19 protein-coding genes and 1 pseudogene are annotated in these 23,410 nt (G+C 63.9%); 6 read left to right on the top strand and 14 right to left on the bottom strand.

Going from position 1 to position 23,410, the window contains the following annotated elements:
- The first annotated feature begins 2 nt into the window (after window positions 1–2).
- The 5 genes from BLU15_RS17520 to BLU15_RS17500 all read left to right on the top strand — a co-directional run bounded on the left by BLU15_RS17520 (window position 3) and on the right by BLU15_RS17500 (window position 5,741).
- Window positions 3–857: an ABC transporter permease gene (locus BLU15_RS17520; RefSeq protein WP_060581039.1), complete on the top strand. Its 855-nt coding sequence runs from the start codon at window positions 3–5 to the stop codon at window positions 855–857.
- On the top strand, window positions 854–2,593 hold the full coding sequence (locus tag BLU15_RS17515) for a M14 family metallopeptidase (protein ID WP_090296796.1): 1,740 nt from the start codon (window positions 854–856) through the stop codon (window positions 2,591–2,593). The genes BLU15_RS17520 and BLU15_RS17515 overlap by 4 nt, the downstream gene beginning before the upstream one ends.
- A gap of 310 nt (window positions 2,594–2,903) precedes the next feature.
- On the top strand, window positions 2,904–3,578 hold the full coding sequence (locus BLU15_RS17510; protein ID WP_060521968.1) for a response regulator transcription factor: 675 nt from the start codon (window positions 2,904–2,906) through the stop codon (window positions 3,576–3,578).
- The gene (locus tag BLU15_RS17505) at window positions 3,575–4,912 is read left to right on the top strand and encodes a sensor histidine kinase (RefSeq protein ID WP_090296793.1); all 1,338 of its coding nucleotides are present in this window, start codon (window positions 3,575–3,577) and stop codon (window positions 4,910–4,912) included. The genes BLU15_RS17510 and BLU15_RS17505 overlap by 4 nt, the downstream gene beginning before the upstream one ends.
- Window positions 4,913–5,114: 202 nt before the next feature.
- The gene (locus BLU15_RS17500) at window positions 5,115–5,741 is read left to right on the top strand and encodes an outer membrane protein (protein WP_051659706.1); all 627 of its coding nucleotides are present in this window, start codon (window positions 5,115–5,117) and stop codon (window positions 5,739–5,741) included.
- A 75-nt stretch (window positions 5,742–5,816) separates the two neighbouring features.
- Here the strand turns inward: BLU15_RS17500 and BLU15_RS17495 are convergent, their stop codons facing one another.
- The 8 genes from BLU15_RS17495 to BLU15_RS17460 all read right to left on the bottom strand — a co-directional run bounded on the left by BLU15_RS17495 (window position 5,817) and on the right by BLU15_RS17460 (window position 15,694).
- The gene (locus BLU15_RS17495; RefSeq protein WP_090296791.1) at window positions 5,817–7,346 is read right to left on the bottom strand and encodes an FGGY-family carbohydrate kinase; all 1,530 of its coding nucleotides are present in this window, start codon (window positions 7,344–7,346) and stop codon (window positions 5,817–5,819) included.
- A gap of 119 nt (window positions 7,347–7,465) precedes the next feature.
- Window positions 7,466–8,308 (bottom strand): class I fructose-bisphosphate aldolase, encoded by an 843-nt coding sequence (locus BLU15_RS17490; RefSeq protein WP_090296789.1) that lies wholly within the window; start codon window positions 8,306–8,308, stop codon window positions 7,466–7,468.
- Window positions 8,281–10,029, bottom strand: a complete 1,749-nt coding sequence (locus BLU15_RS17485; RefSeq protein WP_090296786.1) for a glycerol-3-phosphate dehydrogenase/oxidase — start codon at window positions 10,027–10,029, stop codon at window positions 8,281–8,283. The genes BLU15_RS17490 and BLU15_RS17485 overlap by 28 nt, the downstream gene beginning before the upstream one ends.
- A 12-nt stretch (window positions 10,030–10,041) precedes the next feature.
- Window positions 10,042–11,037 carry an aldo/keto reductase gene (locus BLU15_RS17480; protein WP_090296784.1) on the bottom strand — a complete coding sequence of 332 codons (996 nt, stop codon included), beginning with the start codon at window positions 11,035–11,037 and terminating at the stop codon, window positions 10,042–10,044.
- On the bottom strand, window positions 11,034–12,044 hold the full coding sequence (locus tag BLU15_RS17475) for a sugar-binding transcriptional regulator (protein WP_034805596.1): 1,011 nt from the start codon (window positions 12,042–12,044) through the stop codon (window positions 11,034–11,036). Before BLU15_RS17475 ends, BLU15_RS17480 begins: the two co-directional genes overlap by 4 nt.
- Before the next feature lie 2 nt (window positions 12,045–12,046).
- Entirely contained in the window at window positions 12,047–13,036 is a 990-nt protein-coding gene (locus tag BLU15_RS17470) for an ABC transporter permease (protein WP_060521961.1), read from the bottom strand.
- 28 nt (window positions 13,037–13,064) lie between these two features.
- The gene (locus BLU15_RS17465; RefSeq protein ID WP_060581047.1) at window positions 13,065–14,606 is read right to left on the bottom strand and encodes a sugar ABC transporter ATP-binding protein; all 1,542 of its coding nucleotides are present in this window, start codon (window positions 14,604–14,606) and stop codon (window positions 13,065–13,067) included.
- A 59-nt stretch (window positions 14,607–14,665) separates the two neighbouring features.
- The gene (locus tag BLU15_RS17460) at window positions 14,666–15,694 is read right to left on the bottom strand and encodes a substrate-binding domain-containing protein (protein WP_034805587.1); all 1,029 of its coding nucleotides are present in this window, start codon (window positions 15,692–15,694) and stop codon (window positions 14,666–14,668) included.
- 235 nt (window positions 15,695–15,929) lie between these two features.
- On the opposite strand from BLU15_RS17460, the gene BLU15_RS17455 reads away from it, so the two are divergent.
- Complete coding sequence (locus BLU15_RS17455) at window positions 15,930–16,916, top strand: LacI family DNA-binding transcriptional regulator (RefSeq protein WP_060521959.1); 987 nt, start codon at window positions 15,930–15,932, stop codon at window positions 16,914–16,916.
- 64 nt (window positions 16,917–16,980) lie between these two features.
- Here the strand turns inward: BLU15_RS17455 and BLU15_RS17450 are convergent, their stop codons facing one another.
- The 6 genes and pseudogenes from BLU15_RS17450 to BLU15_RS17425 form a co-directional block, all read right to left on the bottom strand.
- The gene (locus BLU15_RS17450) at window positions 16,981–18,246 is read right to left on the bottom strand and encodes an ABC transporter substrate-binding protein (protein WP_090296781.1); all 1,266 of its coding nucleotides are present in this window, start codon (window positions 18,244–18,246) and stop codon (window positions 16,981–16,983) included.
- A gap of 24 nt (window positions 18,247–18,270) precedes the next feature.
- A complete protein-coding gene (locus tag BLU15_RS17445; RefSeq protein ID WP_090296778.1) occupies window positions 18,271–19,104 on the bottom strand; it encodes a carbohydrate ABC transporter permease in 834 nt (277 codons plus the stop codon).
- Complete coding sequence (locus BLU15_RS17440) at window positions 19,101–20,063, bottom strand: carbohydrate ABC transporter permease (protein ID WP_090296776.1); 963 nt, start codon at window positions 20,061–20,063, stop codon at window positions 19,101–19,103. The genes BLU15_RS17445 and BLU15_RS17440 overlap by 4 nt, the downstream gene beginning before the upstream one ends.
- Before the next feature lie 106 nt (window positions 20,064–20,169).
- A complete protein-coding gene (locus tag BLU15_RS17435) occupies window positions 20,170–21,336 on the bottom strand; it encodes an ABC transporter ATP-binding protein (RefSeq protein ID WP_090296773.1) in 1,167 nt (388 codons plus the stop codon).
- Window positions 21,333–22,174: pseudogene (locus BLU15_RS17430) on the bottom strand (metallophosphoesterase). The gene BLU15_RS17435 and the pseudogene BLU15_RS17430 overlap by 4 nt, the downstream one beginning before the upstream one ends.
- Window positions 22,175–22,366: 192 nt before the next feature.
- Window positions 22,367–23,293: a LysR substrate-binding domain-containing protein gene (locus BLU15_RS17425; RefSeq protein ID WP_162727388.1), complete on the bottom strand. Its 927-nt coding sequence runs from the start codon at window positions 23,291–23,293 to the stop codon at window positions 22,367–22,369.
- Window positions 23,294–23,410: the final 117 nt, after the last annotated feature.

Below are 23,410 nucleotides of genomic sequence, written 5' to 3'. Positions count from 1 at the left end.
CGATGTCGTCAAAGGCTTCCAGCACCCGCTTCGCCCGCTTCCGCAACCTCGAATTCATCCTCGGAGCGCTGCTCACCGGCGGCATCTGCCTCGCCGTTCTCTTCTCTGGCGTGCTCTTTCCCGGCGGCGTCGACAAGATCGACCTTATGGCGCGGCTGACGCCGCCCTTCGTCAATTGGGCCCATCCGCTCGGCACCGACCCGCTTGGCCGCGACGTGCTGGCTCGCGTGGTTGCCGGCGGCAAGATCTCGCTGCTCGTCGGCCTGACGTCGGTTGCCGGCGCCGTCGTCGTCGGCGTGGTCATGGGGCTTGTCTCCGGCTACTATCGCGGCTTCTGGGACATGCTCGTCATGCGCTTTGCCGATGTGCAGCTGGCGCTCCCCTTCATCCTGCTGGCCATCACCTTCATCGCCATCGTCGGCGGTGGGCTTGGCAACACCATCATCCTGCTGATCGTCTCGCAGTGGGTGCAATATGCGCGCCTCGTGCGCGGCTCGGTCCTGTCGCTGCGCGAGCGCGAGTTCATCCAGTCGGCCCGCGCCATCGGCGTTCGCGACTACAAGATCCTGTTCCAGCACCTGTTGCCGAACCTGATCGGCCCGGTGATCGTGCTGATGACGCTCAACGTCGCCAACAACATCCTGCTCGAAAGCAGCCTCACCTTCCTCGGCCTCGGCGTCGATCCGCTGATCCCGAGCTGGGGCGGCATGCTGGCCGACGGCCGCACCTACCTGCAGAACGCCTGGTGGGTCAGCGTCTTCCCGGGCCTTGCGATCCTGCTCACCGTTCTCGGCCTCAATCTTCTCGGCGACTGGCTGCGTGACAGCCTCGACCCAACCGGTAGAACTTCACGATGACGACGATTTTCGAAGGCGCCTTCGAGCGCACCCTCGACACGCTTCTGACCACCTACGGCAAGGAAGCCGCCCGCGGCACCAAGCTCGAAGCCTGGCTGTTCGACGATGCCGCCAGCCGCAAGGCTGCCGAACAGAAGCTTGCAAGCTTCGGCGTCAAGGCGGCGCTCAGAAGCGCCTACAAGCCGCTGCTGCATTTCTTCCTGGAAGAAGTGGATCGCGCAGCCCTCGCAAGCGTCGTCGTCCGCTATCCCCAGCATGAGGGCGCCCCTCAGAACCGCTTCCTGCTCGAAGCCTATCCGCTCGCAGCCCTCGTCAGCGATGCCGAGATCCGCTTCGAGGCAGGCAGTGCCAAGGCCTTCACCTATGATGTCGCGCTGACCTTCCGTGACGGGCGCCAGGAAAACCACGCCGTATTCGCACCGAACCGCATCCACACCGATTTCATCGGCGAGACGCTTTTGTCGCCGACCGGCTGGATCCGCCTCGACGAGGGCTGCGACAAGCATCGCGAATGCCACCTCGATACCGACTATGAGCGGCTTTTTGCCGGCACGATGCAGGCGATCTCCGATCATGCCTGGGGTGACAGCGAGCCCTATTTCGAAGAGCTCAACATCCGCGTGACCCTGCCGATCACCGACTTCCGCCTGCCTGTCGGCGAGGAAGTCATCAGCCTTCGCGAAGCGCTGCACGAGGACTTCTATTTCTCGCTGCTCGAAGTCTTCCAGAAGAAGTCCGGCCGCCCGCTCGGCGACCGTGGCCTGAAGCCCGGCCAGATCGTGCCGGAGATCGTCTTCGGCGTCGGCAAGCCCACCGTCGTCGTCAAGGCGCGGCCGCTGCAGGCGACGGATGTCGAAGGCGAAACCCTGCCGCTCGACACCGCCGAGGCACCGCTGGCGGTGGCGCAGATCCATGCCGAACTCGCCGCGATCGACGGCCAGCCCTTCGAGGCCAGGTCGCGTGCCGGCCGGCCGGTGAAGGCCCGCTATCACAAGGGAAGCGATGCGCCGGTCATGATCAGCGGCGGACAGCATCCGAACGAGACGACCGGCATCGTCGGCGTGCTTCGCGCCGCCCAGGCGCTCGCCGCCCGCACCGGTAGCCACTTCACCATCTCGCCGCTCGAAAACCCCGACGGCTATGCCGTGCACCAGCGGCTGCGCGTCGACAATCCGCTGCACATGCACCATGCCGCCCGCTACACCGCCCTTGGCGACGATCTCGAATACCGCACCGGTGCAGCACTCAACGAGCGCGAGATCCGTAAGGAGGCGGAGCGGCTGACCGGCGCGCAGCTGCACGTCAACCTGCACGGCTATCCCTCGCATGAGTGGACGCGGCCGCTTTCGGGCTACGTGCCACGCGGTTTTGCCATGTGGACCCTGCCCAAGGGCTTCTTCCTGATCATGCGCCACCACGCCGAATGGGAAGCGCGCGCCGAACAGCTGATCGCGGAAGTCACCGAGCGACTTGCGGCCGTTCCGGGCCTGCTCGCCTACAACGACGCCCAGATCGCGCTTTACGAGACGCATGCCGGTGAAACCGGTTTCCGCATCATCAACGGCTTCCCCTGCATGATCTCCGTCGACGACCGCCACACGGCACCGCTGACGCTGATCACCGAGTACCCGGATGAGACCATCTACGGCGATGCCTTCATTGCCGGCCATGAGGCTCAGAAGGAAACGGTGCTTGCGGCCTATGATGCGTTCCAGCGGATCATGGCCGTCGCCTGACCTCCGTCATCGGCCGGTCCATGGCCGGTCCGTGCCGCTGCGTACCCTTGCGCAGCGACACATCGTTTGCGCGGCAGCGCCCGCCCGGCGCTGCCGCGCAAGGCGATTTTTGAGGGCTCTTTTCCGATCGCTCGCCCCGCAAATGCGCGGCTATTCTCTCCGTCCCATCCGAATACGGTAAGCCCCGGCCGCTCTGCATTGCCGGGCTCCCGTTCTCGCCGCTAGAAAGGCAGCGAAAGGCCGCAACGTTGTTGCAATCCTCGTCCACCAGACGTGAACGAGACACGCCTATCGGATTCGGAGATATTCAATGCGCCTGCTCCTTGTCGAGGATGAGCTGGAAATGGCGGCAGCACTCAGTGCCGCACTCAGCCGCTATGACATGATCCTCGACCATGCACCGTCGATCGACCATGCGATGGCGGCGCTGGCCAACCAGGTTCACGACGGCATCATCCTCGACCGGCAACTGCCCGACGGCGATGGCCTGTCGCTGATCCCGCGGGTGCGTGCGTTACGATCGGGAATCCCGGTAATCGTGCTGACGGCGCGCAGCGCCATCGACGAACGGGTCAGGGGGCTCGACATGGGCGCCGACGACTATCTCGCCAAGCCGTTCGCCGTGGAGGAGTTGCTGGCGCGCATTCGTGCCCTGATGCGACGTTCACCTGATATTGCGCCGATCACCGCCCGCATCGGCCAGCTGATCTTCGATTTCGAAGGCAGACAGGCCCGCGTCGACGGCCGGGTGCTGGACCTGCCGCGGCGGGAACTCCTGGTGCTGGAGGCACTGGCGCGCCGGCAGGGGCGCACGGTGCAGCGTTCGACTCTGGAGGAATCCGTCTATGGCTATGACGACGAGATCCAGTCCAATTCTCTCGACGCGCATGTCTCGCGGTTGCGCCGCAAGCTCTCGGAAACCGGTGCCGGCGTTGAAATTCACAGCATCCGCGGCGTTGGCTACCTTCTGAGACCCTCTCCATGACGAACGCTTCCACCAACTCGCTGAAGAAGCGTCTGATCTGGCAGATCCTGACCTTTCAGGTGCTGCTGTTGATGGCGGTCATCGCCGGCTTCATGGCCTTGCTGACGCGCGCCGATCTCGGCGGCAAGTTCCTCGACGCCGACGCCGCGTCGATCGCGGCCGGGGCAATCCGGCCGGATCCCGCCGGTGGACTGACGCTGGTTGAGACGCCGCAACTGCTTGCCATGCGGGCCGAGTCCGCCGATTTCTGGTTCGTCGCACGCAACGAACGCGGCGACATGATCCGCAGCGGACCGGTGCCGGACGCCTATCGCAGCATTGGCGAGCACCTCGACCGCATCGCCTTTGGCGATATGCGTGACAGCATCGAGCCCTATACCCTCTCGTCGATCGTGCGCTCGTTGACCACGGACAACGGCACCTATACGGTGCTTGCCGGCGGAGGGCGGCTCTGGAGCGCGTCCTTCGCGGTGTTCATCCTGGCAAACCTTCTGCTTTTGCCGATCGTCTTGATCGTGGTGCTGATCCCGGCCTTCGCGATCCCGATCATCGTAAGGCGCGCCTTTGCCGGTCTTGCCGAAGTTGTCGACCAGGCAAAGACGATCGATGTCGAGCGCCGCGGTGCCCGGCTGCCCGATCATCGCATCCCCGGCGAAGTGCGACCGCTCGTTGAGGCGTTCAACGGCGCACTGCAGCGGCTCGATGAGGGGTACGAGCGCCGCCAGCGCTTTATCCTCGACGCGGCACACGAGCTTCGAACCCCGGTTGCGATCCTGCACACGCGCCTGGAAAGCATGGAGGCCGGCCCGCTCAGGAACCGCCTGCTGATCGATTCCAATCGCATTGCCGGGCTTGCCGAACAGTTGCTCGACCTCGAACGCATCGATCGCGACGGCACGGATTTCGGGCAGCTCGACCTGGTTTCGCTCTGCCGCGACGTGACGGCCGACCTCGCCCCGCTTGCGCTTTCGGCCGGCTGCGACCTTTCCTTCGCTCCGGGCACGGAGCGCGTCGTCGTGCGCGGCGATACCGGCGCCATCGAGCGGGCGGTCACCAACCTCGTGCGCAACGCCATCGAACACGCCGGCGGCCTGATCACGATCCGGGTGGAGCGCGGCGGCGTGATCGAGGTTACCGACGAAGGTCCCGGCATACCGGAGCGGGAACGGGCCCGGATCTTCGAGCCCTTCCATCGCCTGCAGCCGCGGGACCATGGCGCCGGCCTCGGCTTGCATCTGGTCAGCGAGATCATCGGCCGCCACAAGGGTCACATCTCGGTGGTCGATGATCCCAAGGGTGGCGCCTGCTTCCGCATCACCTTGCCTGCCGGCTAGGATTTTTCTCAGTCGGCGTATGGTTAACAGTTAACTAACAACAAAATCAGTAACTTAGATAAGTTGCGCAATGTTGATGCAATCCGTGGGGCTGACAAAGGCCGTGTACCGTCCAAACATCGCCATCCCACCCCAAAGGTGAAGCGCGCATGGGAGGACGCAAGCGCCATCAAGGCGCGTTTCCTATGCACGGAGCAAGCAAATGCGGCAGTCCAGCAAGTTTTCCATCTGGTCGGGTCTTACCCTTCTCGCCCTCTGCGGCGCACAGCCGTCCCAGGCGGCTGATTTCTCCGCCCCCACCTATCAGGACCCGCCGGCCTTCAGCTGGAGCGGCGCCTATGTCGGTGCCCATGGCGGCCTTGGCTTTACCGGCAGCCCCAACCCGTTCGCCGACCGCAATGGCGTCGCGCTCGGCGTCCAGGCCGGCTACAACATGCAGGCCGGCCCCGGCATCGTCGGGGCGGAAATCGAAGGCTCCTATCTCGGCGACACCGAGCACAAGGTCAACGGCGGCAAGCTCAAGGAGAAATGGCGCGGCGCCATCAAGGCGAAGGCGGGTCTCACCTTCGACCAGACGCTCGTCTACGGCACGGCCGGCTACGCCATGACCAGCTACAAGAAGGGCGGCGACGTGCGTAACGACGTCGGCTTCAAGGGCGGCTACCTGCTCGGCGCCGGCGTGGAACAGGCCTTTGCCGGCGGCCTTTCCGCCAAGCTCGAATACAACTACATCACGACGCCCGATGTCCGCACCCACACGAGCTCAGGCTCCAGCGAGAAAGACATCAACAGCCACGTCATCAAGGCCGGCATCAACATGCGTTTCTGACGGGTCAGACGGTTTGCGGCGGCGCTGCAACGTTCCTCCCAGCAGCGCCCCGACAGACCGATGCCCCTGCCCTGATCACTCCGCCGCTTCCCGCGCCGATCGCTCGGGCGTTGCAAGCCGGCGCCAGATCGGCGCCATGGCAGCGGCGATCTCGCCGTAAAGCGCAAAGCGCCTGTCATAATGCGCGGCAAGTGCAGGGTTTGGACGGTAGTGGCGCTCGGTCTTGACCATCGCCGCAGCACCGGCGGAGATATCGGCGAAAAAGCCGATGCCGGCGCCAGCCGTAATCGCGGCGCCGAGCGCGCCGGTCTCGCGTGAACGGGCGACCGTCACCGGCACGTCAAGCACGTCGGCGAAGATCTGCGGCCAGATCAGGCTGCGCGATCCGCCACCCGAAAGCACCGCCTCCTCGAAGCGAGCCCCAGCTGCGCGCAACGCCGCGATATGCTGGCGATGGCCGAAGGCGACGCCTTCAAGCACGGCGCGGACCAGATGACCCTTGCCGTGCCAGCCGGCGACGCCGTAGAAGCCAGCGCGCGCGTTGCCGTCCTGCTGAGCGCCATAGAGAAACGGATGGTAGAGCGGGTCATCAGAGGCCGGCGTGACCTCGGCTGCCAGCTGGCAGCAGAGATCGAAGGGCGACCGGCCATCCTTGCCGTCGTGCGGGAAGAGCTCGCGCACCAGCCATTCCAGATTGGCCGCCGACGTGGCACTCGCCTCGATCGCCATGTAGCGCTTGCGATCGAACGTCGAGGACATGAAGAGCGGATGTGAGAGATCAGGCTGGTCGATGATCACCTGGTTGATGCTCCAGGTGCCGGCGATGATCGAGGCAGCACCGGTGCGGGTGACGCCCGAGCCGATTGCCGAAGCGACCACGTCGAAGAGCCCACCGACAACGGGTGTGCCGGCAGCCAGACCCGTCTGCGCCGCCGCTTCCTCGGTAACGCGTCCGACGATATCGGCGCTTTCGGCGAGATCGGGCAGCAGGTCCATGTCTTCGCCGAGGCCATAGGCCTTCATTAATGCCGCATCGTAACGCCTACCGGCGACATCGAGCAGGCCCGCGCCGCTCATGTCCGAGACGTCGCTGACGCGCGCGCCGGTCAGGCGATTGATGACGAAGTCCTTGCAGAGAAACACCGTGCCGATTTTTTCAAACTGGTCAGGCCGATGGCGCTTCAGCCAGGCAAGCAGGGTCGGCGTTTGTGATGGCCAGGGCTTCTGCCCGGCGATCGGATAGGTTCGCTCGCCGACGCCTGCGGCCTGCCACTCCTCGACGAGGCCGGCGGCGCGAGTGTCGAGCGACTGTATGCCGACAAGCGGTTCTCCGTCTCGATCGAGCGCGTAGAGACCGTTGCCGTGCCCGGCGCAACCGATCGCCGCGATCTCGCTGGCATCGATGCCGGCGCGCTCGATGCAGGCGCGGATCACCACCTTGGCATGGCTCCACAGTTCGCCAAGCCCACGCTCGACATGGCCGGGCATCGGCACATGGCTGTGCCCTTCTTCCGCGGCCATCGCGATCTCGTTGCCGTCACGATCGAAAAGTACCGTCTTGATCACGGTGTTCCCGGCGTCGATCCCGAGCAGATACTTACCCATTGCCGAACCCCTCCCCAAGGTCCTTAATCCATTTGCCGGAACGCCGCCGGTGTCCTCACAGCGGCAGCGTTCCTCTTGCGCCGGAGCATCGCTGGTGAAGCGGTTCCGGCTGAGCGATTTCAACCGCGCTGGTAGAGCGCGTAGGCTTCTTCGCCGCTTACATCCTCATGGATGATCGCCATCAGGCCGCGCACAACGGCGCTCGGATTGGCGTGCTGGTAGATGTTGCGCCCATAGACCATGCCCATTGCGCCCTGACGCATCAAGGCCGCCGACTTGTCGAAGACGTTGCGCAAGTCCTCCTTGCCGCCGCCACGCACGAGAACCGGGCAGCGCGCCGCCTCGACGACCCGGTGGAAATCCTCGGCATTGGTGGTCGGGTCCGCCTTGACGATGTCAGCGCCCATCTCGCGCGCAAGCCGGGTCAGCGTCACGATCTTCTCGGCGTCGCCATCGACCATGTAGCCGCCGTGCTCGGTCACCGGCTGCATCACCAGCGGCTCGATCATCAACGGCATGCCGTACTTGTCGCAATCGGCCCGCACGCGCGAGATGTTGGCGACGCATTGGCGGAAGAGATCGGGCTCGTCCGGCAGCATGAAGAGGTTGACGACGACGCAGGCCGCGTCCATCGCCAGCGCGCCGATCAACGGTTCGGCCTCGTTCTGCAACACGGCCCACATGTGCCGGTGGCGGATGCGGTTATAGGGGTTGCCCATGTCGAGACGCATGACCAGCGCCGGCTTGTCCTTGCCCGGCACCTCCTGCAACAGATCCGCCTGGCCAAAATTCATCTGGATCGCATCCGGTGCGGCCGCGACCAGCGCCTTCAACACGGCTGACATGTCTTCAAGACCATTGAGGAAGGAGGGTTCGTTGCAGACGCCATGATCGATCGCGACGTCGAGGCAACGTCCACTGCCGAACAGACGGTTCATCCGGACCTTGCTGTTGTTTCGCATAGTGCACTCCTTTGTTCGTTCCGTACGGATAGGGTTTCCTCGTCGACGCCATGGCGCTCGACGAGAAGGGCAAGAAATCGCTTACGCTCGACCGCGACACGCGGCGGCAACCATTGCTTTTCGATGGCAAGCAAGGCGAGCACCGCATCCACCATGTCGAGCGAGAGCTCGCCGGTGATTGCAAGCGTCGTGCGGCGCAGCAGCACGTCCTCGAGATGTTCGACGGCTTCGCTGCGGATCAGGTATTGCAGCTCGCGCGCGGAGTAATCCGGATGCGGCAAGGCATGGTCAGCGCCGGCGGCGATGAGATCGGCAACGTCTCGCGCGCCCGTTCCATAGCGGACGAAAAGCACTTGCATGCGCTCCCGCGAAAGCCCGGTGGCTGCCGCAACATCATCGACCCATCGGTCGCGATCGGAGGGATAGTCTTGCCCGCCACCGATGGCACGTTCTCCGGTGCTGACATGGCGCTGTTTTACGAGCCGTTCCAGGGTGAGGTCGGCCGCCATTTCGCCGAAGGAGCGGAACGTCGTCCATTTGCCGCCGATCATGCAGAGCACCGGCGGACCGCCCTCAACACCCTCCACGAAGGTGCAGAAATGGTCGCGCGGGATGCGACCGGTGAAGCTGTCCTGGCTCGCCGGCAGCGGCCGTACGCCCGAGAACTGGAACACCACCTCTTCCGGCCTGATCCGGATGTCTGGCAGGACGAAGGCGAGCGACTGCAGGATGTAGTCGCGCTCGTCGGCTTCGCAGCGCACGGTTTCGGGATCATCGACACGAATGTCCGTCGAGCCCACCAGCACCTTGCCGAGATATGGAAAGAGGATGCAGATGCGGCCATCCTCGTTCTCGTAATAGATCATGTGGCCGTTAAGCGCTTCCATGAGTTGGGCATTGTCGATGATCAGATGCGAGCCCTTGGTGCCGCCCATCAACGGGGCCGGCTTCGACGTTGCGGGAAACAGTGCGCCGTTGGCGATATCGATCCAGCCGCCGGTAGCGTTGATGATGAGGCCGGGCTCGATCGCAGCGACGGCGCCGGTGACATCGTCCTTCAGTTCGTAGCGTCCGGGTGCGGCCAGCGTCAGTTCGGCGTAGTTCAGCGCCTGCGCGTGAGAACCGGCGGCAAGCCCGTCCTTCAACAGCTCGATGCCGAGACGTTCCGGCTGGCTGACCCAGGCGTCGTAATAGGTCGCGGAACTCTTGATGTCGGGATTGAGCGCCGGCCAGCGTGCAAGCGTCGTGCGCCGCCCGCGGAAGGCATGCTTCGGCATCAGCGCCCGCTTGCGCGTCAGGAAATCATAGATGCCAAGGCCCATCTTTACGGCGACGGCGCCACGGCGGCTTGGCCGCCGCGTCAATCCCAGGAAGCGAACCGCGCCATTGGCAAGGCCCGAGAAGATGTCGAAGATCGGCACGGTCGTGGGCAGCGGCGCCACGTAATGCGGCGCGTTCTTCAGCAGCCGATCGCGTTCGACCAGCGATTCCCTGACCAGGCTGAACTCGCCATTTTCGAGATAGCGAAGACCGCCATGCACCATGCGTGACAGCGCCGCACTCGCGCCCGAACAGTAGTCGTGCTTCTCGACGAGCAGCACGTTCACCCCCTGCAGCGCCAGTTCACGAAAGACGCTGAGGCCGTTGATGCCGCCGCCGAGGACGCACACGTCCACCTTCGGGCTCTTGGCGAGCCCGTTGAAAATCTCTTCCCGGTTCATGATGGCAGTCCGTTAGCTGTCCATGTTGACGAGCGTCGCCGCGATGGCCGCGTCGATCCCCGCGAGATCATCGTGATCGAGCCGGATCGTCCCGGCCCTTGCATTGTCGAGCGCTTGCGCCGGATTGCGTGCGCCGCAGAGCGCGAAAGTCACGCCCTCCTGGCAGAGCGTCCAGGCAATGACGATCTGGGCGATTGTCGCGCCATGCTTTTCTGCGACCGGCTGGATGGCCTTGGCAAAGGCCGCGACCTTTTCGCGGTTGCCGACCGAGAAGCGCGGATTGTCGCGCCGCTGGTCGTCGCCTGAAAACACCCGTTCCGGCCCGATGCCGCCGGAGAGAAGCCCGAGCGCCAACGACGAGTAGCTGAGCGTGGCGACGCCGTTGCGCCGCGTCAGCGGCAAAAGCTCCGCCTCGATCTCGCGATCGATCATGCTGAAGCGTTCCTGGATCGCGTCGAGCCCGCCGATCGCGATGTACTGTTCCAGTTCGCTACGGCCGACATTGCTGGCGCCGATCGCCCGGATCTTGCCCGCCTGGCGCAGCTCTTCGAGCGCGGCCATGGTCTCCTCGATCGGCGTCGTCGGGTCCTGCCAATGGGTGATGTAGAGGTCGATGTAATCGGTGTCGAGCCGCTTCAGGCTCTGCTCGACCTCGTGATGGATCGCATCTCGGCCGAGGTAGCGGTGCACCGGCTTGCCGTCCTGGTCGAAGAAGTGCTTGCCCTTGTCCGTATGCCAGACGAGCCCGCACTTGGTGGCGATGATTGCCTTGTCGCGGCGGCCGGCCAAAGCCTTGCCGACGATCTCTTCCGAGCGGCCGAGGCCATAGGCCGGCGCCGTATCGATCAGCGTCACACCGGCGTCCAGCGAGGCCTGGATCGCCGCGATCGATTCCCGCTCGTCCGTGCCGCCCCACATCCAGCCGCCGATCGCCCAGGTGCCGAGCCCGACGGCCGAAGCCTTCACGCCCGATCGGCCGATCTCCCGCATCAATTGATCCCCGCTCATGCCAGAAGTCCCTTTTCGCTTGCCATGGCGAGCACGCGCTCGCCGGTCGCCTCGTCCGTCACCAGCGTGTCGAGGTGGTGTCCCCGCATGACGCTGAGGATCGGTCCGGCCTTGTTCGGTCCACTTGCCACGCCGATCTTCGTCGGGATCGAGGCGAATTCTTCGAGCGTCAGCGAGACCAGCGACCGGTTGAGGCTGTAGTCACAGACACGTCCCTCATCATCGAGCAGATGGGCGAGAAGTTCGCAGCTTGCGCCAGAGCGCTCGATTGCCGCTCGGTCCGTGCTCGAAGACGGATGCAGGTCGTAGTAGCTCGAATCGTCCGAAAGGATCGAACCGATGCCGACCACCGCCACCTTCGCTTCGCGCGCCCTCCCGAAGACATCCGCCACCGAGCGCATGTTGATCAGCATCGCCCGCTCGGCGGCACTGTCGGCAAAGAGCGGCGCGTGGATCTGGAAAGACCGCCCGCCGAGCCGGTCGGCCATCATCGTCGAGACGTGGTTCACATCCGTATAGTGCTTGCCCTGGACGCAGCCGGTGCCGGGGATAACCTCGACATCGAAGCGGCGCGGCGCCTGCAGCCCCGCGACGACGGCACTGACGCCCTTGCCGCCGGTGATGCAGATCGTGTCGCCATCGCCGATCTCTTCGAGCAGCAGCCGGGCTGCCGCCTCGCCGACCGCCTGGAGTGCGGTCTGCTGATTGTCGGAAACGGTCGGCACGACGATCGCCCGGCGGATGCCGCCGATCGCAAGCAACTGCTCTTCCATGTCGACCAAGGGCTCGATCGGCGACTTGATCTTGATCTCTACCAGGCCAAGCTGACGGCCGCGCTTGATCAGCCGGTTAACGGTCGGCTGCGAGATGCCGAGCCGATCGGCGATCTGCGACTGGGTCAGTCCTTCGAGGAAATGCAGGACGAGCGCCTGATGCATCTGCCGCGCGACGACGAGTTCTTCTCGCGCACTTGAGGCCTGGGACAAAATGGGTTTGGCAATCGGCATGGTCAGGCTGCCTTCCGCTTGTGCAGCAGGTGGTCGATGGAAACGGCAGCCAAGAGAATGCACCCCTTGATCATGTCCTGCCAATAGACGGAGACGTCGAGCAGGATCAACGAGCTGGTGACGACCGAGAGAAGAGCGATACCGAGGATGGCGCCGAGGATGGTGCCCGAGCCACCGTTGAGCGAGGCGCCGCCGATGACCGCCGCAGCGATGATGTTGAGCTCCATACCGACCCCGAAGGTGGGCGTCGCGGCGCCGAAGCGCGACATGTAGATGACGCCGGCGACACCTGCGAGCGTCGAGCAAAGCACCGTAACCCAGAACTTCACCTGCTTGGTCTTGATGCCCGAATAGAGCGCCGCCTTCTCGTTGCTGCCGGTATAGAAGACCTTGCGGAAGGCGGTCGCCCGGCGCAGCAGGAAGTCGAAGAGCACGACGACGGCGACGAAGATCAGGATGACATAGGGCACGCCGTGGAAGGTGCCCTGCCCGACCGCCTTGAACGACGCCGGCAGCGTGAAGAGCGACAGCGGCGTGCCCTTGGTGATGACGAGGCAGAGGCCGCGCACGATCACCATCGCCGCCAGCGACGTGATGAAATGATTGAGCCCGACGACGGTGACGAAGAAGCCCATGATCATCCCGATCATGCTGCTGGCGAGGATGCCGACCAGCGAGGCCGTCCAGGGATCGACACCGGCGAGAAACAGCGAACCGGCCAGCACCATGGCGAAGCAGACGACCGAGCCGACGGCGAGGTCGATGCCGCCGACGATCAACAGGATCGTCATGCCGACGACGACGATTCCTTCGACCGAGAAGCTCATCAGCATGGCGCGCATGTTGCCGAAGGTGAGAAAATGCGGCGAGGCAAAGCTCATGATGATACCGAGCGCCAGGATGATCGCGATCAGCCCCGCCTCACGCATCGTGCCGATGCGTTTCCAGGCGGGCGCCTGCGCATGCGTTGCAACCATCGTATCAACAGCCATTTCCGCCTCCCCGGCTCTATCAGTTCTTTCAGGCGACATGATCCACCATCCGGCCAGCCTCGGCCGTTTGCGTCACCCCTGAGGCCAGGCGGATCACCGCCTCCTCGCTCATTTCTCTGTCATCAAGCTCGCCGGCGATCGCGCCTTCGCGCACGACCAGAACCCGGTCGCAAAGCCCGAGCAGCTCCGGCAGTTCCGACGAGATCACGACAATGCCGATGCCGGTTTCTGCAAGCTCGCGCAGCAGCCGGTGGATTTCGGATTTGGCGCCGACATCGATGCCGCGCGTCGGCTCGTCCATCAGGATCACTTGCGGGCGAACGGCGAGCTGCTTGGCAATCGCCACCTTCTGCTGGTTGCCGCCCGAGAGCGACGAGACCGGCATATCGATGCCGCCCATGCGCACGCCGAGCCGGCGGACGAAATCGCGGGCGAGATCGGCCTCGGCCCTGGAATTCAGCAATCCGAGCGGCCCGGTCAGCGTCTTCAGATCAAGCACCGAAATATTCTGCGCGATCGACAGGTCGACGAAGACGCCGGAGCCCTTGCGATCCTCCGAGAGATAGACGATGCCGGCATCGACCGCGTCGCGGTAGTTGCCGATGCGCTGCGGCTTTCCGCGCAGCGTAATGTCGCCCTTCGACTTGGCCCTCAGACCGCAGATCGCTTCGGCGATCTCGGTACGACCGGAGCCGATCAGACCGCCGATGCCAAGAATTTCGCCCCGCTTCAGATCGAAGGAAACGGTGTCGATGCGGTCGTCATCGCTCAAGCCACGCACAGAGAGAATGGTCTCGTCCGTCCGCGCCTCCGGCGCCTGCTTTTGCGGATAGAGCTGGCTGATCTCGCGGCCGACCATGCGGCGCACGACATCGTCAGCAGTCACGTCGGCGATCTTCTCGGTGACCACATGGCGGCCATCACGAAACACGGTGACGCGGTCGCAGAGCGAAAAAATCTCGGCCATGCGGTGGCTGATATAGATGATCGATATGCCCGCGGCCTTCAGGTCGCGGATGATGGCGAACAGCGCCTGCGCTTCTGCTTCCGTCAGCGCCGCGGTCGGCTCATCGAGGATCAGTACGCGGCAGTCGAGCGTCAGCGCCTTGGCAATCTCGACCAGCTGCTGGCTGGAAATGGCGAGGTCGGCGACCTTGCGGCGGACGTCGATCGGCGCCAGCCGGTTCATCACTACCTGGGCTTCGCGTTCGAGCGCGCCGTAATTCATCAGCGGCGAGCGCCGGCGGTTGGTGGCCGCCATGAACATGTTTTCCGCCACCGTCGCATCCGGGCAGAGCGCGATTTCCTGGTGGACGAGGCCGATGCCGAGCGTCTGGGCGGTCGCCGGCGAGGCGATTTTCACGGGCGCTCCATCCACCAGCACCTCGCCGTCATTCGGCTGCAGCACACCGGCAATGATGTTCATCAGCGTGGATTTGCCTGCGCCGTTTTCGCCGCAGAGTGCGTGGATCTCTCCCCGCTCGAGGCGAAAATCCACCTCCGTCAGCGCCTTCACCGCACCGAAATGCTTGGTGACGCGCCGGACCTCCAGAACCGGTTGTGCTGTCATGCTGTCCTCCACCCGCAGTCCTGGCTGCCCGGAAACGACCGGGCAGCCAATTCACAATCTTACTCGTCGATGCCCTTGGTGCCACGACGCTTCAGGTACTTGTCCCAGTAGAAGTCATCGGCATTTTCGGCGGTAACGATCGAAAGGCCGTTGTCGACGAAGGGGATGCTCATCGGGTTGAAGCCGGAACGCTTGGCGTCGTTCATCGGGTCGATCAGTTCCGGGTGCTTGGCCATCCACAGGAGCATGAAGCCCATATAGCCCTGCATGCCCTGGTTCGGGTTGATCGAACCGAAGACTTCGCCGGCCTTGATCATGTCGAGGATGTTGGCGTTCACGTCGGCGCACATGACGAGGACCTTGCCGCCGCTTTCCTTGCTGGCCTGGGCCGCACCGATCGCGGAGTTGGCTTCCGGCATGAACACGGCGCCGAGGTTCGGATTGGCCTGGATGAGGCTCATCAGACCCTGATAGGCCTTGTTCGGATCCTGGTTCGAGGCGGCGCGACCGACGAGTTTCATGTCGGGCCACTTCTCGGCCATGCGATTGACGAAGGCGGTAATGCGCTTGTCGTGGTTGTCCTGGCCGGGGTTTTCAAGAACGGCATATTCGCCCTTGCCGCCCATCTTCTCGGCGATCGCGTCGGCGGCATAGATGCCTTCGCGGGTGTTGTCCGAGGTGATGAAGGAGACGCGCTTCGACAGCGGCGAGTCCGCAGCGAAGGTGACGACTGCCGTGCCCTGATCGATCGCCCGGTTGATCGGCTCGATGAACGGATCGGAGTTCATCGGGTGCACCAGAATGCCGGCCGGGTTCTGGGCAAGCGCCTGGTCGAAAGTGGCGATCTGCTTGTTGACGTCATATTCCGGCGTGCCGGTATATTCGGTCTCGCAGCCGAACTGCTGGCCGGCCTGCTTGAACATTTCATAGACCGGGAACCAGTATTCGACGCCGGATACCATGACGTTCATGACGTATTTTTCGCCGGGCTGGCAGCGAAACGGGTTCGCCGTTTCGGCGCTTGCCGAACCTGCCCAAAACGAAGCTGCAATGACCGCCAGAGCGGTCGTGCTGAGAAATTTGCGCACGCGTCCTCCTCGAGGCCGAAGCCCCTCCCAAAAACCGATAGGGCCGTTTGTTTGCGGCCGCTGAATGTATGAGTTCGCCGGAACTCCTCCTCGACTTCCGACGATTGCGATTTAAGCCGCGGACTCGGCTTATGTCAATATAATTCACAGCATGAATAATAATTCACGCGCGACATGGAAAACCTCGGGTCCGGTCCTTCAATCAGCTGTCACGCAGACCCGTTAGAGCGCGATCATGGTTACCCTGCAACAGATCGCCTTTCATGCCGGCTGCTCGCTGGCAACCGTATCGCGGGCGCTCAAGGGCGAAGGTCCCGTCAGCGACGAGATGGTGCGTCGCGTGCGCCGGGCGGCGGCCGAACTCGGCTACCGGCCGTCGCCGGCCACGGGACGCGCCACCAACCGCAGCCAGCCCGTCGTCGGCGTGCTGGTGCCAAGCGTCACCAACCCGGTGTTTGCCGCCTCGCTCGGCGGCATCCAGCACCGTTTGCAGGCGGCGAACCATGGCGTGCTGATCGCCCAATCCAATTATGATCCCGCACTCGAGGCGCGCGCCGTGCGCTCGCTGCTCGAACAGCGGCCGACCGGTCTGATCCTGACGCTCTGCGACGCCAAGACCAGCGAGGCGCTTTCGGCGGCGCTGCCGCCGACGGTGCTTCTCAACAACCGGCCGGTCGCACGCTTCGCTGCCGCCGTCACCGTCGACAATTACCGGGCCGGTTTCGATCTCACCCGCCACATCCTCGACCACGGTCACCGCCGCATCCTCGTCGTCTCCGGCCACTTCCGTTCATCCGACCGGGCGCGCCTGCGCTATGACGGCTATTTGGCCGCTATGCAGGAAGCCGGCGCCCGGCCGATGGAGGCGGTCGAGATCCCCTTCGTCGACGGCTATGAAAACCTCGACCTCGCGACGGTTCTTGCGCAGCACCGCCCGACCGCAATCATCGCTTCCAACGATCTGCTGGCGCTCGGCGTGATAGCAGCGCTGCGGCGTGAAGGCCTTTCCGTGCCTGACGATGTCTCCGTAGCCGGCTTCGACGGCATCGCGCTTGGCCGGCTGATGACGCCAACACTCACCACCATCTCGATGCCCGACGGCGACATGGGGCTCGCAGCGGCGGCGCTGCTGCTCGATATGGCCGAGAATGCGTCGGGCTGCCGCCATCTCAATCTCGACTGCCGGCTCTACGCAGGCGGGACTGTTCGCCACCTCGCGTGAGCAAACACGAAAACACCGCCTCGAAGTTTCCTTCGGGGCGGCGTCGATCGATTTGGTTACAGGATCAGCTGCGTGGCAGCAGGCTTTCGACTTCGGCTGCGGCCTCGTCCAGGGCTTCCTTCGGCGTGGCCTGCTGCTCGACGATGCGCGACAGGTTCTCGACGATCGTCTGCGTCACCTTCACCCCGTTGCTACCGGGGAAGGCATACCAGGGGCGCATCAGCGCCATCTGCTCAAGACCAGCGCGGAACAGCGGGTTTTCCTTGTAGAAGTTGGCGAGATACTCAGGCGACTTGGCGGCCAGTTCGTTGTTCGGCACATAGCCGGTGCCGGGAACGACAACCGAGGCGCCATAGGGGCCGGCTGCGAACTTCGCGAACTTCCAGGCGGCTTCCTGCTTTTCGGCGTCGCGCGTCAGGATAACGACGGCGTTGCCGCCGGTCGGCAGCTTGCCCTTTGCCGGGTCGATGAGCGGGATATGGGCAGTGCGCAGGTCGAACTTGTCGCCGACATTCTTGATGGTGTTGCGCAGCGCACCCGTCGTCTGGAAGGCGAAACCGACCTTGCCGGCAACGAAGGCCTGCTCGCCGGCCTGCTTGGTCAAAACCGGCAGACCGCCTTCCTTGACCATGCGGTCGAGCACTTCGACGGCCTTCTCACCTTCGGGACCGTTGAAGGCAACCTTGCTTTCGTCTTCGCTCAGCATCTCGCCGCCGGCGCCGAAGAGCAGCGCGGAGAACATCCAGTCATCGCCCTGCCAGCGGAAATCGATGCCCTCGTTGCCGTCGCCAAGCGCCTTGATCTTGCCCCCAAGCGCAATGACCTCGTCCCAGGTCTTCGGCGGGCTTTCCGGGTCGCCGCCGGCTTTGCGCACGAGATCGGCGTTGTAATACATGATCGGGTTGGAGGTGGCGAAGGCAAGGCCCACCTGCTTGCCGCCCACCTGGGCGAGCTTCAGGATGTTTTCGGAAAAGCCCTGCTCGGCCATGTTGCCGTCCTTGGCGATGAACGGGCCGAGATCAACGGGGACGTCGCGCTCGTTGACCATGCGCAGGCGGTTGAGGCCGATGAAGGTGAGATCGGGCATCTCGGCCGTTCCGGCCTGACGCATGATCGTCTGGATGCCTTCCTCATAGGTCGCCGACGGATTGGCGAAGGTGATCTTGATATCCGGGTTTTCTTCCATGAACTTCTTCGAGATCGTATCCATCACGTCCTTGAAGAAGCCGGGCATTGGATAATGCACCGTCAGCTGGGTCTCGGCGTTGGCGGGGGCTGCGAGGATTAGCGATGCGGCAGCCGCGGTGAAAAGCTGTCTCAGATGTGTCATGGGTTGCGCTCCAGGTTGGACCGTTCAGCCTTTGAGACCGGTCATGGTAATGCCCTCGACAAAACGCTTCTGCGCCAGCAGAAACGCAGTCACGAGGGGAAGGGTGATGATGAGGGTCGCGGCCATCAGCGCGCCGTAGTCGTCGCCGGCTTCTGCGGCGCGGAAGTAGAGAAGGCCGAGTGGCGGGGTCGCATGGTCCTGGTTGGTGACGACGATCAGCGGCCAGAAGAGATCGTTCCAGTGGGCGACGACCGAGAAGATTGCAAAGGCGGTGATCGCCGGCCAGGCGTTTGGCACGATGACGCGCGCGACGATGCCGGCTTCAGACATACCATCGAGGCGTGCCGCATGGATCAGATCGTCGGGCATGGCGCGGAAAAACTGCAGGAACAGGAAGATCGCGAACACCGAGATCGAGAACGGCGCCACTAGCGCTGCGTAGCTGTTCAGCACCGACAACCTGTCGAAGGCCACGTAAATGGGCAGCGCGGTTGCGTGGATCGGCACCAGGAGGCCGAGCATGACCAGCACCATCATGGTGCGGGCCGCCCGAAACTTCAGCTTCGCCATGGCATAGGCGCAAGGGATGGCGACGACGATCTGGATGACGAAGATCAGCGCGCAGACGACAACGCCGTTGAAGAGCAGGGTCGTCATCGAGACGCGCGACAGCGCCTTGGAAAAGTTCTCGATATAGGACCACTCCTCAGGGATCAGCGACAGCGACGAGGAGAAGATCTCGCTCTGAGCCTTGCCGGCGGTCGAGACCATGAAGATGTAGGGCGCGAGGAAGATGAGCGCGCCAAACGAGAGAACGGCGAGGCGAATGAGGCGGGTGACGGAGATGGTGTTGGTCATGCGTAGTGAACCTTCCGGTCGAGCACGCGGTACTGCAGGAACATCAGGACGACGAGGATGGCGAGGAAGACGACGGTCATGGCCGAGGCATAGCCGACGCGCAGATAGACGAAGCCCTCCTGGTAGATGGTGAAGAGCAGCACCTCCGACGCCTTGTTCGGACCGCCCTCGGTCAGCGTCTTCACCGTCTCGAACACCTTCACTGAGTTGATGATGCTGATGGTGGTGACGAACAGCGTCGTCGGCCCGAGCATCGGCCAGGTCACCAGCCGGAAACGATCGAACCAGGTCTTGGCGCCGTCGACTTCCGCTGCGGCATAGAGCTCGCGCGGGATGGCGGTGAGACCGGCAAGGAACAGCACCATGTTGAAGCCGACCGACTGCCAGATGCCGATGATCGACAGACCATAGAGCACCGTGCCGGAGGCCCCGAGCCAGTTGGGGCCGGCAATGCCGAAAACGGCCAAGAAGGTGTTAATCGGGCCGATGGTCGGGTGAAACAGGAACTGCCAGACCGTCGCCATGGCGACGAGCAGCGAGGCCACCGGCAGGAAATAGACCGTGCGGAAGAACGCCCGCCCCTTGGTTTCCGCCTCGATCAGCATGGCGATCGCCAGCGCCAGCACGATCGAAACCGGTGTGACGATCGCGGTGTAGATGGTGGTATTCCAGAGCGAGCGCCGGAAGGTGCGGTCGCTGAAGAGTTCGGCATAGTTCTCGAAGCCGACAAAGCGGAAGCTGCCGTAGCCGAGCTCGAAATCGGTGAAACCGAGAACGATCACCGCCGCGGTTGGTAAAAGGATGAAGAGGACGAGCAGCGTGATGGCCGGCAGCGCTAACAGCCAGGCAATGCGGGCCTCGCGGCGATCGGGATCGGTGGTCGCGGCATCGATCGCCGTCTGGGTCCGCAGCCGCTGCGCCGGCTGGGCACCGTCTCGCAGAGATGAATGCTGAGGCATTGCCTCCAGCCGATCTCCCCCCTTGTGGGGGAGATGCCCGGCAGGGCAGAGGGCGGTATCCACGAAATCCGCCGCCCCTGCCGCCGTATCCCGATTGGAACCCGCCTTAGCCATGGATCTTCTCCAGCGTCGCGGCGATAGCGACCCGCTCGGCTGGCAGCCGGGTGCCCTCGCCGTCGAACAGCATCGCCCGTTCCGGCATGAACTCGACGTCAACGGGCTGACCGATCGCGAGCACCGCGGCCTCGGCAGGTGCTGACTTGGCAGTGACCAGCTCGCCGATCGCATCGAGGCGGGCGTGAACGATTACCTCAGAGCCGAGGAACTCCATACGCTCGACCCGCGCGCTCAACCGGCCGGCGCTTGCCGCATGGAAGCGCACGAATTCCGGGCGGATTGCGAGCTTCACTGAAGCATCCGGCGCCTGTCCGCGGCTTGCCAGAAGCACCAGATCGCCGAAGCGCACGATGCTCGCCGTATCCGTGCGGGTCTCCAGCACGTTGATCTTCGGCTGGCCGAGGAAGCGTGCGACCTCGATATGGGAGGGGTTGTCGTAGATCTCCTTCGGGGTCGCCAGTTGCAAGAGATTGCCGCCGATCATCACCGCCACTCGATCCGCCATCGACAGCGCTTCCGACTGGTCGTGGGTGACATAGAGCGTCGGCACGCCGGCGCGGCGGTGGAGATCGACGATCTCGCCGCGGGCATGGACGCGCAGGTTGGCATCGAGATTGGAGAGCGGCTCGTCCATCAGGAAGACGGCCGGGCGGCGCACCATGGCGCGGGCGAGCGCCACGCGCTGGCGCTGGCCGCCGGACATCTGGCCGGGCTTGCGGTCGAGCAGGTGATCGATCTTCAGCGCCAGCGCCATTTCCTTGACCTGGCGCTGGATATCGCTGCGGATCTGCTTCTGCCCCGGCATCAGATTGCCGATCACAGGCAGGCGCTGCGCCGCTGTCAGCCGCCGCATCGCAAGCGGCACGGCGATGTTCTCGCCCGTCGTCAGGTGCGGATAGAGGGCATAGGACTGGAAGACCATCGCGACATTGCGATCGGCCGCCGCCATGCGCGCGACACTGCGGCCGCCGATGACGATCTCGCCGCCGTCGCCATGATCGAGACCGGCGACGATGCGCAACAGCGTGCTCTTGCCGCAGCCGGAAGGACCAACGAGCGCGATGAACTCACCCGCCTCCGCCTGCAGGCTAACCCCCTTCAGGATCGCGTTACCGCCATAGGACTTGGTGATACCCTCTAGCGAAAGCACGCTCATTGCGCGGCCTCCACACGGACCGTCTTCTTGGCCGCCAGCGGGTAGACCTCTTCGACGATCGGATCGAGCAGGTGGCTGGTCAGTCCCGGCACCGCGATGATCTCGCTTTTGACGTTGACGTCGCTAAACTCGTGTACGACGGCGCCGACCAGCCGCTCGCCCGGCATCGGCCGTTCCAGCGTATCAATGATGAAGGAGGTCGGCGGCGCCCAGACGAGCGACGTCCCGGCGTGCTTGCCCGTCCAGGCCCAGTGCAGGTGGCCGCTTGCATGCAGCGCCACCTCGGCTTCGGCGAAAAGATCAAACAGGCGTTGGCGCTGGCGCGGACGGATGCCCCAGTAGCCGGTGTCGCCTTCGCCCGGATCGTCGACGAAGAGCGGCTTGTGGGCAAAGACGGCCACCCGGCGGCCGTCGCGGCTGAGCAACTGTTCCTCCAGCCAGGTAAACTGCCTGTCTTCTTCTTCGTCCTCGAAGCCGATCAGCAGGCTGTTGAGGCCGAGCAGCCGCCAGTCGCCATGGTCGCGGCCCCAGTAGTCCGGACCGGCGAGCCGGCGCCAGCGGGCAAGCCGAACTGGATCCACCGGCTGGTGCGAACCCGGCAGATGGCCGACATCGTGATTGCCGGGAACGATCAGCACCGGCATCGAGAGCTGGCCGATCAGATCGAGCGAGAAGGTGATGTCGTCCTCGTGGTCGGCACCATCGATGGTGACGTCGCCGGTGTGGATGACGAGATCGGGTTTTACCGCCTCGATCCAGGCGCGAACCGGTTCCCAATTGCCATTGAAGTGGCTTTTGGCGGGCTGAGATGGGTGTCGCTGATCTGGACGATTTTCATGGAAACGGGCCTCCGACGATGGCGTGCGGTATCCGCGTCGGAGGGCTGATACTTCCCTTCTCTGCGGTTGGCCGCAGTCTTTAGGGAGCCGCCATGTCAGTTTGGTAACAGCCGTTCTCAGCTGATTTTCAGTTTCTCCATGAAAGCGTCATCTTCAGAAGACCGACGGGCCGAGTAGGCCCCGTTGTGTCTCTACATTGCGCCGCGGTCGGTCCGACGCGACGCCGGACAGGATTGCTCCATCACGGTCGAAAGCATGGCGTTCGACGCATCGGCCTCGGCGACGACCCAGTCGCGAAAGGCCTGGATCTTCTTCTGCCGCCTGGTGCTTTGCGGATAGACGAGCCAATAGGCGCGGCCGTCGCGCACCACATGCTCGAACGGCCGGATGAGCCTGCCGCTCTTCAGTTCATCCATCAGAAAGGTCGAGACGGCAATCGCAATGCCGTGATCCGCAAGGATTGTGGCGACATCCATCGCCTGCACGTCGAAGATCAATTCGGTGCCATTGCTTGCCGGCGGCTCGACGCCGGTTTCGATCATCCACCGCCGCCACCAGCTGGCGTTGCCGAAACGCCGGACTCTCAGAACGTCCGCGGGCTCCTTGAGCTGGTGCTTTTCCAGGAAGGATGGCGTGCAGACAGGCACGTAATCGAGCGGAAACAAGGGAAAGACATCGTTGCCCGGCCAGTCGCCGGCGCCGCTGCGCACCGCGAGATCGATGGCGTCACGTTTGAAATCGACCAACTCGGTCGACATGTGCACCCTGATGCTGATGTTGGGATGCGCGGTCTGAAACGACGCGAGGCGCTGACCGAGCCAGCTCGACACGACGGTTGGCAGCACCGAGATGTGCAGGTGATGCTCGGTCTTGTCGGCAATCTCCGAGAAGGCCGCCCCTAAGAGATCGATCGCTTCGGTCACCTTCGGCGCTAGCTGCCGCCCGGCGCCGGTCAATCGCACCTCGCGCGGAAGCCGGACGAACAGCGGCGCGCCGATGCGATCTTCCAACAGCCGGATCTGATAACTGACGGCCGCCTGCGTCATGCCGAGCTCTTCGGCGGCGCGGGTGAAACTCAGGTGCCTGGCGGCGGCCTCAAAGGCGCGCACCGCACTCATGGGAGGAATCTTGCTCATGGAACTGAGATAAGCATTCTTTATGCCAGCATGCGAGAAATCGCTTTGCGCGAAACGGCAAAAACCCTCACTTTTTTCGCGAACACACGCCCTTGAGAG

It is taken from the genome of Ensifer sp. YR511 (assembly GCF_900103045.1).
Taxonomy (GTDB): domain Bacteria; phylum Pseudomonadota; class Alphaproteobacteria; order Rhizobiales; family Rhizobiaceae; genus Ensifer; species Ensifer adhaerens.
The sequence above is the reverse complement of the archived record's forward strand: the minus strand, read 5'-3'. Positions and strand labels throughout refer to the sequence as shown.

Coding starts and splice junctions, on each gene's coding strand:
- BLU15_RS17520 (WP_060581039.1), top strand. CDS start 3: ATGTCGTCAAAGGCTTCCAGCACCCGCTTCGCCCGCTTCCGCAACCTC.
- BLU15_RS17515 (WP_090296796.1), top strand. CDS start 854: ATGACGACGATTTTCGAAGGCGCCTTCGAGCGCACCCTCGACACGCTT.
- BLU15_RS17510 (WP_060521968.1), top strand. CDS start 2,904: ATGCGCCTGCTCCTTGTCGAGGATGAGCTGGAAATGGCGGCAGCACTC.
- BLU15_RS17505 (WP_090296793.1), top strand. CDS start 3,575: ATGACGAACGCTTCCACCAACTCGCTGAAGAAGCGTCTGATCTGGCAG.
- BLU15_RS17500 (WP_051659706.1), top strand. CDS start 5,115: ATGCGGCAGTCCAGCAAGTTTTCCATCTGGTCGGGTCTTACCCTTCTC.
- BLU15_RS17495 (WP_090296791.1), bottom strand. CDS start 7,346: ATGGGTAAGTATCTGCTCGGGATCGACGCCGGGAACACCGTGATCAAG.
- BLU15_RS17490 (WP_090296789.1), bottom strand. CDS start 8,308: ATGCGAAACAACAGCAAGGTCCGGATGAACCGTCTGTTCGGCAGTGGA.
- BLU15_RS17485 (WP_090296786.1), bottom strand. CDS start 10,029: ATGAACCGGGAAGAGATTTTCAACGGGCTCGCCAAGAGCCCGAAGGTG.
- BLU15_RS17480 (WP_090296784.1), bottom strand. CDS start 11,037: ATGAGCGGGGATCAATTGATGCGGGAGATCGGCCGATCGGGCGTGAAG.
- BLU15_RS17475 (WP_034805596.1), bottom strand. CDS start 12,044: ATGCCGATTGCCAAACCCATTTTGTCCCAGGCCTCAAGTGCGCGAGAA.
- BLU15_RS17470 (WP_060521961.1), bottom strand. CDS start 13,036: ATGGCTGTTGATACGATGGTTGCAACGCATGCGCAGGCGCCCGCCTGG.
- BLU15_RS17465 (WP_060581047.1), bottom strand. CDS start 14,606: ATGACAGCACAACCGGTTCTGGAGGTCCGGCGCGTCACCAAGCATTTC.
- BLU15_RS17455 (WP_060521959.1), top strand. CDS start 15,930: ATGGTTACCCTGCAACAGATCGCCTTTCATGCCGGCTGCTCGCTGGCA.
- BLU15_RS17450 (WP_090296781.1), bottom strand. CDS start 18,246: ATGACACATCTGAGACAGCTTTTCACCGCGGCTGCCGCATCGCTAATC.
- BLU15_RS17445 (WP_090296778.1), bottom strand. CDS start 19,104: ATGACCAACACCATCTCCGTCACCCGCCTCATTCGCCTCGCCGTTCTC.
- BLU15_RS17440 (WP_090296776.1), bottom strand. CDS start 20,063: ATGCCTCAGCATTCATCTCTGCGAGACGGTGCCCAGCCGGCGCAGCGG.
- BLU15_RS17435 (WP_090296773.1), bottom strand. CDS start 21,336: ATGAGCGTGCTTTCGCTAGAGGGTATCACCAAGTCCTATGGCGGTAAC.
- BLU15_RS17425 (WP_162727388.1), bottom strand. CDS start 23,293: ATGAGTGCGGTGCGCGCCTTTGAGGCCGCCGCCAGGCACCTGAGTTTC.